General features: G+C 45.9%; 6 protein-coding genes and 1 pseudogene. All 7 read right to left on the reverse strand.

The window, feature by feature from the left end:
• Positions 1–313: 313 nt before the first annotated feature.
• Positions 314–5,605, reverse strand: a complete 5,292-nt coding sequence (locus J0895_RS02325) for an AAA family ATPase (RefSeq protein WP_207086528.1) — start codon at positions 5,603–5,605, stop codon at positions 314–316.
• Between the two features lie 224 nt (positions 5,606–5,829).
• On the reverse strand, positions 5,830–6,090 hold the full coding sequence (locus tag J0895_RS02330) for a hypothetical protein (RefSeq protein ID WP_207086529.1): 261 nt from the start codon (positions 6,088–6,090) through the stop codon (positions 5,830–5,832).
• A gap of 60 nt (positions 6,091–6,150) precedes the next feature.
• Positions 6,151–6,762, reverse strand: a complete 612-nt coding sequence (locus J0895_RS02335) for a tetratricopeptide repeat protein (protein WP_207086530.1) — start codon at positions 6,760–6,762, stop codon at positions 6,151–6,153.
• A 272-nt stretch (positions 6,763–7,034) separates the two neighbouring features.
• On the reverse strand, positions 7,035–7,859 hold the full coding sequence (locus J0895_RS02340; RefSeq protein ID WP_242540995.1) for a tetratricopeptide repeat protein: 825 nt from the start codon (positions 7,857–7,859) through the stop codon (positions 7,035–7,037).
• Between the two features lie 127 nt (positions 7,860–7,986).
• On the reverse strand, positions 7,987–8,763 hold the full coding sequence (locus tag J0895_RS02345; protein WP_207086532.1) for an SAM-dependent methyltransferase: 777 nt from the start codon (positions 8,761–8,763) through the stop codon (positions 7,987–7,989).
• Between the two features lie 130 nt (positions 8,764–8,893).
• On the reverse strand, positions 8,894–9,688 hold the full coding sequence (locus tag J0895_RS02350; RefSeq protein WP_207086533.1) for a pentapeptide repeat-containing protein: 795 nt from the start codon (positions 9,686–9,688) through the stop codon (positions 8,894–8,896).
• Positions 9,689–9,750: 62 nt separating this feature from the next.
• Positions 9,751–10,292 (reverse strand): annotated as a pseudogene (locus tag J0895_RS02355) (zinc ribbon domain-containing protein); the annotation flags it as partial.

Consider the following 10,292-nt stretch of genomic DNA (forward strand, 5'->3'; position numbering starts at 1 on the left):
CCACTACTCTTTCTTGCTCCATCGATTAAATAGAGTAATTCCTCGCTCTTAATTTATTCCGCAATTTGAGTGGTATAATAAGCAATTATCAAAAAAAAACAATTTATTTACCCCTCTAAGAAGTATGTTGAATGCCCAGGATTTATATAATGAAACCTATTATCTAGGCCGAAATCCTGACGTTGCCAATGCGATCGCCGCTGGACTGTTTCCCACCGGGTTTGCTCACTTTGAAAGCCTCGGGCAAGCAGAAGGACGCAACCCCACCGCCCTCTTTACATACGCGCTATTACCTCTTCCCCCATCTCCCTCATCATCGCTGCTTCATCACCACCAAAGTAATATCATCAAACACCTTCTGTTCCCCAATAAACTCCCGCAAATGCTGAATCACGCCTTCCCGAATCTCCTCCACCGACTCCTGCCAATACTGCGACACCACCTCACAGAATCGGTCCATCCCATATAACTCTCCCGCCATATTTTCCGCCTCCGGTATCCCATCGGTATAAAGTACCACCCCATCCCCGGGATTTAACTGCACTTCCGCTTGAGTAATAAAGTCAGAAATATCCAACTCTAACCCCACAGGAAATCCTAAATCAATCGTATCCAGTCGCTCAATTTCTCCCGTACCCCGGACAATCAGAATCTCCTCATGTTGTCCACTAATCCGCAACACTCCATCGGCATAATCCAGTAACGCTAAGGTCAGGTTCTTATCCGTCCGCATCCGCGCTACGTTATCATGAATCATCCGGTTGATGGTATTTAAAAATTTCACATAATCGGTTTCATCATTCACCAGTAAAGTTCGCACAGCGGTTTGGACCATGACCATCACCATCCCCGCTTCTAATCCATGTCCGGTGACATCCCCAATCCCGATTTTGATATGTCCCTCATGGTTCAACACATCATAATAATCTCCCCCGATTTCATCGGCAGGTTCCATAAATCCGGCGATTTCTAAGCCGGGAATTGCCTGTAATTCTTCATAGCGAGGCAACATTTTCTGTTGGAGTTGGCGGGTGACATCCAGTTCCGCACTCATCCGGATGTTATCAGATTTGAGCAGTTCATTCAGGGCGCTGATTTCGTCATTCGCATCCGCGAGTTGGGCAGTCCGTTCGATGACTTTATCTTCTAAGGTGCGATAAAGTTGAGCATTTTCTAGGGAAATTGCAGCTTGGGCGGATATAACTTGTAAGAGTTCGATGCGTTCTTGGGTAAATGCGCCGGTTGCTAAGTTATTTTCTAGGTAGAGAATGCCAATCAATTTACCTTGGTTGACAATGGCAGCACAGAGAAGGGACTGGGTTTGCTGTTGGAGAATATAGGGGTCTGCGGTGAAAATTCCCTCTTGGGTGGCGTTGGCGAGGATGACATTTTCTTGGGTCCGGGCGACATAGTTAATGATAGCGGGAGGGACGAAGTTGCCGCTTTCTAGGGGGAGGGATTCCAGGATTTGGACTTCATCATTGGGGAGTTTGGCGGCTTCGATTTTGAGTTGATTGTTGTCGGATAAAATGAGTACGCCTTTTTGTGCACCCGCGTTTTCTATGGCGAGATTCAGGAGTTGGGCGAGGAGTTTATTGAGTTGAATTTCGCTGGAAATCGCTTGGGAGGCTTTGAGCACGGTGGCGATATCCAGGGTTTCCCCGGAACTTCTGCCACTGGTGGAGGAGGTGGAGAGTTTGCTGCCGGTGGAGGTTCGTAATTCGATGAGTTGGGGATAGCAGGTTTCTAGGTGTTTGACTTTGGCTGTGGCACCCCAGCGTTGATAGGCATAGTGCGCTTCTTGTAGGTAGAAGCGTGCCAGGTGAGGGATGTTGCGATCGATGTAGAAACGGGCGGCGAGTTCGTAGGCGAGGGCTTCTTCGTTGAGGTATTCGTTTTCTTTGGCGAGGGTGATGGCGCGATCGTAGTAGTCTCGCGCTTGTAAATCGTTGTTGAGGACTCGGGCGCGATCGGCTTCGACGAGGTAGTATTTATGCAGACAGTTCATGGGGGCGTGTTGCGCCCAATGGTGCATTTTTTCCTGGTTGGCGGTGACTTTTTCTAGGATGCGCTGTTGTTCGGTTTCGGGGGAGTCGGGATAGATGGCAAGGTGGGTGAGGGAATTGTATAAATATAGGATTGGCAAGTAGATTGCTCCTGAAGCATTGCTGTAATAATTTTCGGCTGTATTGGCATTTTCTAAGGCTTCCGGTAATTGATAGAAGTGGTAACTTAAGATTAATTTACTTAAATATAAGTTGATTAGGGAACTCTTGTCATTTATTTCTAAATGAATGGGGAGCATTTTTTCTTCATTATAGGCTTCCCCTACCAGGGAGGAAGGATTGCCGGTTGCATTCATGAAGTTCAAAACAAGTTGCCAATATATATCATGCCAGTTTAAAATAGTAGCCTGTTTAAGTTTAAGAATAATGTGATGAAAATTTTTCATGTCTACAACAACATGAGGTAAGTCTTTTCCGGTCAAACAAGAATTAATACAAAAGGTGGCGACATTTAACGTTCCATATTCAAAGTCACCCATCTCAATTCCGCTTTTGTATCCCTCTATTAAGGCAGGTAAAAGGTTATGATTATGTTCTTTCCAATGAAAAGTAGAACTATTTACCACCAAAAAAGTCCTTGCTTTGTATTGATTAAATTGAGGTTTGCCCACTAATGTTAAGGCGACTTTTCCAAAGCGATATCCACTCTCGATATCATTAAAAAAATTGCAAAGAAGTAGTGCGTAAAAAGCATAACCAGGAATCGAGTCTTTAGTATTGCCATATTCTAAAGATAAACAGACTATTTTAAACATCATCATCGTCAGCAAATCTACCCGAGCAATAAAGCAGGGTGCTGAAACTGCTAAGATAAGTTGGAGGACTGCCAAGTGAATGGGATCAGTCATATCTGGCAGGTCGATTAAATCCTCAATTTCTCGCCCTTCTAATGCCGTTTTAGTTTCTTGGAATCCATTAAATATATCTTCCTGGCTGGGTTGATCGGGAAAAGTAATACCCAGGAGTTTCAGGGCTTGCAAGGCAATGTCAATGGCTTCTAGCAGTTGACTTTGAGCCATTCTTGCTCTGATTTTAACCTGATAAACAGGGACTCGGTCTATCAAGGATTGGGCCGATGCTAGGAGGACCTCGCACAACTGTTCCATTCGTTCAAAATGCCCGCTCAAATAGGCCGCTTCTGCCGTTTCTCCATAGAGGGCCAGGGTCAGTTCATACTGTTGCTGCCAGGAGTCTGGCGGGAGGAGTTCCAGACCCCCCTGTAAATAGTTAAAAGCCGATTGATAGGCAGCGGATGCTTTAGCTTTTTTCCCAGCTTCCCGATTTAAGCAAGCTAACTCTTCTTGTTCTGCACGGTTGGAAATTAACCGCTGACCTAGGTTTAACTGATTGACAATATCAAATAGATGGGTGTCCCGTTCTTCAGGCGGGATAGTTTGCAGTAATAATCTGCCGATTTGTCGATGGATTGATTGCTTCTCGCTCTCATCCATGAGGAAATATGCGGCCTGTTGGATGCGGTCATGACCAAATTGATAGTTTACGGATAAGCGATCGCCTAAGCCTTCGACATCTAATTCCATTAATTGATAATCATCGCTGAGGGCTATAATAAAACCCTCGTTCATGGCTGAAGTTAAGGCTAAAGCTGTTTCCCTGGGTGAATTTTCAGAAATTAGGGCTAAAGTAGCCAAGTCAAATTGGTTACCAATACAAGCTGCAAATTTCACCAGGGCCAGAGTGTTCGACGTTAGCTTATTCAGCTTTGCTGCCATTAAATCCACCACGTTTTCGGCGATCGGTTGGGCTTTAATTTGTCCTATATCCCAGTTCCACGTTTGGTTCTGATAATCAAAGCATAGTAATTTTTCGCTATATAGGGTATTTAAAAATTGGGTCATAAAAAAAGGATTGCCCCCGGTTTTGGCTTGGACCAAATCGGCCAGAGTTTGTACTTTTTCTGGGGCTTGTTTCAGAGTATCAGCAATTAACTGAATGGTGTTCAAAAGGCTCAAGGGCTGAAGAGAGATGTGATTGACCGTTACTTCAGCTTTTTTCATGTCCTCTAGGGTGAGCATGAGGGGATGGGCGGCGCTGACTTCGTTATCTCGATAAGCCCCAATTAAAAATAAAGATTGGATATCGGGGGAAGTCATTAACAATTGAATTAATTTCAAGGACGCACTATCTGCCCATTGTAAATCATCCAAAAACAGCACCAGGGGATGTTCCGGTTGGGTAAAGACTTTGATAAAATTTTGAAAGACTAAATTAAAGCGATTTTGGGCTTCAGAGGGCGGCAGTTCGGGAACCTCTGGTTGCTTGCCGAGAATGGTTTCAACTTCAGGGATAACGGCTATAATGACTTGGGCGTTTGCCCCCAAAGCCTCCAAAAGTTTTTTCTGCCATCCGGAAATTTCTGCCTCAGTTTCGATCAGCAGTTGTTTGATTAATGCCCGAAAGGCTTGGATCAGGGAGGCGTAGGGGATGTTCCGTTGTAATTGGTCAAATTTACCGGAGATAAAATAGCCTTTTGACCGAGTAATCGGTTTATAAATTTCCTGAACCAAGGCAGTTTTACCGATACCGGAATATCCAGAGACGAGCATCAGTTCAGTGGCAGCGTTTTCCAGGGTAGCGACTCGCTCATAAGCAGCCAGCAGAGTCTTAACTTCTACTTCTCTGCCGTAAAGTTTTTGGGGAATTTGTAATTGGTCAGAACTATCCTGGGTGGCGAGGAGAAACTGTTGAATTTGTCCGATCGCTTGCCACTGATTCAGACACTGTTCCAGGTCAGCTTTTAATCCCAAAGCCGATTGATATCGGTCTTCGGCATTTTTAGACATGAGTTTGAGCACGATTTGGGAAAGTCCCTCGGGAATGTCTGGATTAAGTTGATGGGGTGGAATTGGGGATTTAGCGAGGTGAGAATGCACCAATTCCAACGGATCAGTTGTCAGAAAAGGAAGACTGCCCGTGAGGAGTTCATAAAATGTGACCCCGAGAGAATAAAAGTCGCTACGATAATCTATGGTGCGATTCATCCGTCCGGTTTGTTCCGGAGAAATGTAGGCAAGGGTTCCTTCTAATAAGTTGGGATTGCGAAAGGTAGAAGTTTCACGAGAAAGGACGGTGGAAATACCAAGGTCAATTAATTTAATTGTTTGTGTTGTGGAATTGAAAAGAATGTTTGAGGGATTAATATCCTTATGAATAATATAATGTTGGTGAAGGTAGCCTAAAATTTCAGCAATCTTAACGGCAATGGAGAGAAAGTCCGTTAGGGACAGTTGACCCGCGAGATTTAAGTCAGCTAAGGATTTAGCCTCAAAGTCTTCTAGGGCAATGAACCAGCGGTTCTGATAGGTCTCTAAGGTATAAACGTCCACAATGCCGGAATAGTCTTCTAAACTTTGAGTAAGTTCATATTCCCGCTTGAATTTAGCAATTTTCTCCGGGGAGGGATAGGCATCTTGGAGCAGTTTGATGATCACGGATTGTCTATCGGCTCGGCGCACCGTTCGATATACAATAGATTGACTGCTCTCATAGAGAGTCTCGATGATTTCATAATTTAACATAGTGTTTATAATGATTTTAAATTAGGGTTATCTTCTGAAAAGGGGAGACGGAAGCCGAGAAGGTTTTTCGGTTCGTGAGCCTGTCATGCACAATTGCGATCGACAGACTCAACGAACTCCAAAAATCACATTTCAGACAAGCCGGTGCATTGACTCATTTGCTTCATGGTGAGGAAACCGACAACTTTCTGCAACCCAGATTAAAACCCAGAACATCAAATCTATTATTCTGAGTCATCCGGATCCGACGGGGGGTCGGGATCCGGTAGGGGGTCGTCTACTGGATCGATACAAGCAACAGCGAGTATAGTCTGTTCCTTGGCAAAGAGGGCGCTGATTTGCTTCGCGTCCCCACTTTGAACCCCTTGTTGCTCTAGGTCCGTTAACCCCGCGAGCTTCATGGTCTTTTCTGGTGTATTCGTAAAGGCTAACTGCTGATCGGGGTTGGTCCCTACCGCTGTTAAGAACTCCAATAGTGCGTTCAAGTCAATTTCTCCTGTGGAATAGGTAGTCTGGTGATGGGGTTGATGAGGTTAGAACTGAAGTTAACCTTGAGCCTGAGCGTTTCGCGTGACAAGCAGTTCATTCAGTACACGTTTAGCGGTGTCTTGACTGTAGATAGTATTATCCTTTTGAATAGCTGTCAGGATATCAAATACGGCATTTTCGTATTTTTTCATGCTCGAGAATACAGCGCTGCGCAAAGCATAAGCATAAGCATACTCGCTATTGCAAACGATCGCAGTCGATAAATGGTTTTGCGCCTCCTCCAGTTTATTTGGTGTATTTTGCAAGTAACAGGCTTGACCGAGGTGGGCGTAGGCCCAGGCATAATTATTGTCAATGGCGAGCGCCTGCTGGAAGCATTCCTCTGCTTGTGGATACTGCTGCTTTTTAATATTCAATAATCCCAAATTCGCGTGCGCCCAAGCATAATTAGGATCCAGCTCGATGGCCTTGCCCAGAGCGGCTAAGGCTTCGTTAAAATTACCCAGGTCACGGTAGGATGCTCCTAAGTGGGCGTGCGCCCAAGCATACGTGGATTTCAACTCAAGGGCGCGCTGGAAATAATTTATAGCCTGGTCGTATTTTCCCATGAGTCGGAAAGTTTCACCCTGTTGGGCGAGACTTTTGGGAGTTTCAGCGATTTGGACCATTGAACTGCTCCGTTTTTACTGAAGTAAATTGAGTGAATTAGGGGAAGGGGAGTATTTTAACCCCAGCCCTGTGGGAATTTTACCATTGTATTGATTCTCTGGGTAAAACTTGCACTCCCTCTCCCTACAGTTCAAACTCATTACTTCTAAACTGTCTTTCGACAATTCACGCCAGTCCTAGACTTCCCTCGCTTTGGTATTTTTCAAGATAAATTCAAGGGTTATCCGGTGAGCCAGGTAGACTACTCAGCCTCAACCCGATAGTTCTGAGGTTAAGGGGCAATTAAGGCTTGAAATCGAGGATCGCCATGCAGATCTAACCAGGCTAGGTCATGCAATGCTCGCCGTCTGGGAAGATAATCTAGAAAAATAGCCTTTTCTAGGTAATCTAAGGCCATTTCGGTTTGGCCTTCTAACGCTGCTAAACCTCCAAGTTCATAAATTACGGCACTGGAATCATGGGTTTTCTCCATTCTGTGCAATATAGCTTTTGCTTTGTTGATGTCAACTTGGGCGGCAGCAAGTCCCTGCCAACGAGTTTTGGTAAAAGCGATACAATAGAGGGTCAAGTGGTTATCCGGCGTTTCCTGTAAAGCTTGTTGGTAATAGACCATCGCCTCGGAATAGCAGCCCATAAAACTGAGGATTAATCCCCGTTCCGTCACCCAATCTTTAATGATGGTTTCATCGAGGGCGATCGCCTGATCAAACTCCTGTAATGCTTCTTCATAGCGCCCCATCATTTCATAAGCGCGACATCGGTAGGCGATCGCCCAAGGATAATCAGGTTTGAGTTCTAAAACTCGGTTGAGATCTGCTAAGGTTTCTGGATAGCGTTCCAGTCGCTCATAGGTCACCCCCCGATGGGCGATCGCCCAAACATGGTTAGGGTTCAGTTCCACCGCCCGATTGAAATCTACCAGGGCTTTATGATACTGACCCATTTGATAGTAAGTTTCTCCTCGGTGTGCGATCGCCCAAGCATACTCAAAATTCAGGGCGATCGCCTCAGTAAAATGGGCGATCGCCTCATCATATTGTCCCTGTTGCCGAGCAGTTTCCCCTTGCTGTGCTAGGAGTCGTTGGTGATTGGTCATTGGTCGGTGGTCATTGGTTGTTGGTGATTGGTCATTTGTCATTGGTTGTTGGTCATTTGAGGTTGGTTTGTCCTGAGTATTCAACACTCCAAAGGACAAATGACCAACGACCAACGACCGTCCATTGTCATTTGTCCATTCCTAAGCGTACCATCATCTCTTGATCCACAGGTGCAGGACCGATGGGCGGTACATATAAGGTAGAAACCGTTGTCACCTTGGCTTGTGGTAGAGAATGCAAGGGAATATGATTGATTACCGGCTGACAAACTGGATAATAAACTGCCGCCTCATAGATCACGACTTGATGATCCCCTGGATAATCCTGTTGTAGCACTTCAGCTAATACCTTTAACCCCCGTTTCTCAGACCCCTCTTGATAAAATCCCCGATTGCCAATTAGCGCAACTTGCCATAAAATCAAGTGAGAATTAGGGTCGAATTTGCGCTGTCGGATGAGAAAGTCTGTCGCTTCAAAACTCTGACAGCCGCCTTTTCCCGGATCGATGCCAATATCGGCAAATAAACAATCCTCCGCAGAAATTCCCGGCAACATCAAGGCGGAGTAACCTTCGCGTCTTGCCTGGGCGATCGCCCCATGTGCCGGGTCCGCAAATACTCCCGGATGGCCGTAAAATACTGCACAGATGTTCCCCCCTGCCCGAACTGCCTCCATAATGCGATCGACCATTTCTCCGTAAGTTTGCCTGCGGCGATCGCAGTCGGTGTTATAGGGTAATGCTTCAGCAGTGGGATTCAGGGTTTGTAACCATTTCGCCGTCACGGGGTCAGCCACCGCAAACAACAGTTTATCCGCCTGTTTAATCCAGGCTTGAGCCGCCAAAGTGAGATGCCCTCCCAGCTGAATCCCCGTCCCCACAATTGTTAATGAACCCTGTTGCAAAGTATGCCTCCCGAATTTTGATTTTATGACCAATCTAAAAGTATAACAGATTTTATGACTTTAAAAAACAAAGGGTAAATTGTGAGTAGCGTCACTCACAATCTACCCCCAGAACTGAGCCGATCGCCCGTTACTGCATCCCCGGACGGGGAAGGGCCAAACCGCTACTACCTCCGGGATAAGCCCCGGGGTGACCGAAGGGAATATACGCCATTCCTGCTTGATGCATCCCAGAGTTGCGATCGCCCGACATACCCACCCCACTACCATAGAGTCCGATCGCACCATCCAGCTTGGCATGAGCCAAATTTGCGCCCCCCAGGTTCGCCCCAGTGAGATTCGCCCCACTGAGATTGGCATTAAACAAATTGGCATTTCTGAGGTCCGCACCATTGAGATTAGCATCCCGCAAGTCCGCATCCACTAACCTTGTATCACTGAAATCCCCATTGGTTAAATTAGCCTCAACCAATTGTGCATTTCCCAGGTTGGCCCCCGCACATTGCACCCCACTGAGATTGGCATGATTGAGAATGGCCCCAATCAGATTTGCACCTTTGAAATCTACACCACTGAGATTTGCATCGGTGAAATTTGCATTCACGCAATTGGCAAAAGTCAAATCGGCCCCACTGAGGTTGGCATGATTCAGCTTTGCCTCAAATAGATTCACCCCCTTGCCATCCAACCCACTCAGATCCGAGTGGGTGAGGTTGGCATCGACTAAATTAGCAAAACTCAAATCAGCCCCGCTCAAGTTAGCGTGACTGAGATTTGTTTGATTGAGATTGGCAAACAGTAATTTAGCACCGCTTAAGTCTGCTTTATTCAGATTAAAACGACCCAGGTTTGCTTCATTGAGGATGCCTCCCTGACACTGCTTGGTTTCGAGTAACCGTTTGATGTGGGCGTTATTAGCAGCCATATAGTTGTTAAGGGATAGATGTTTTCTGATGGAAAATTATTCTTCTCATCTTACTGATACATTTACGCGACATTTATCCGGCTGAGAAACGGACAATGCAGCGATGGCACTATCACCTTTGAGGGTGACAGAGGCGGTATCCCGCAAAGCTTTTAGAAAAATTCCAAAAGCACCATTCCAGTCCCTTGGCAGAGTGAAGCCACACTCAGGACAATGGAACACCTTGGAGCCACCTAACTTATTATGAACATGACCGCAGTGAGTACAGGTTTTGCTGGTGTATTCTTCGGTCACGTCTACAACCGTGGTTCCAGTTATTTCCGCTTGATGTCTCAGGGTTAGTTTGAATCGATAATGCGCCCAGGTTAGCATAGCTCTGGCCGTCTTGGATTTGATTTTTCGCTTTGCCTTGGCAACCATTTGGGAAGTCTCAAAGGTAGGGAGAAAAATCAGTCCATAGTTGCGAGTTAAGTAATGAGCAATTTGCTTATGAGCTTCATCAATCAAATTGCGGATTTGGGTTCTCAGGCGATGAGCCGCGCAGCTCATCCGTCGCCGCCGCGAACGACTGGGTTCTTTATCAGTTCTGCTGCTTAAATCATCC

This window comes from Phormidium pseudopriestleyi FRX01, from assembly GCF_017313335.1.
GTDB classification, from domain to species: domain Bacteria; phylum Cyanobacteriota; class Cyanobacteriia; order Cyanobacteriales; family Laspinemataceae; genus Laspinema; species Laspinema pseudopriestleyi.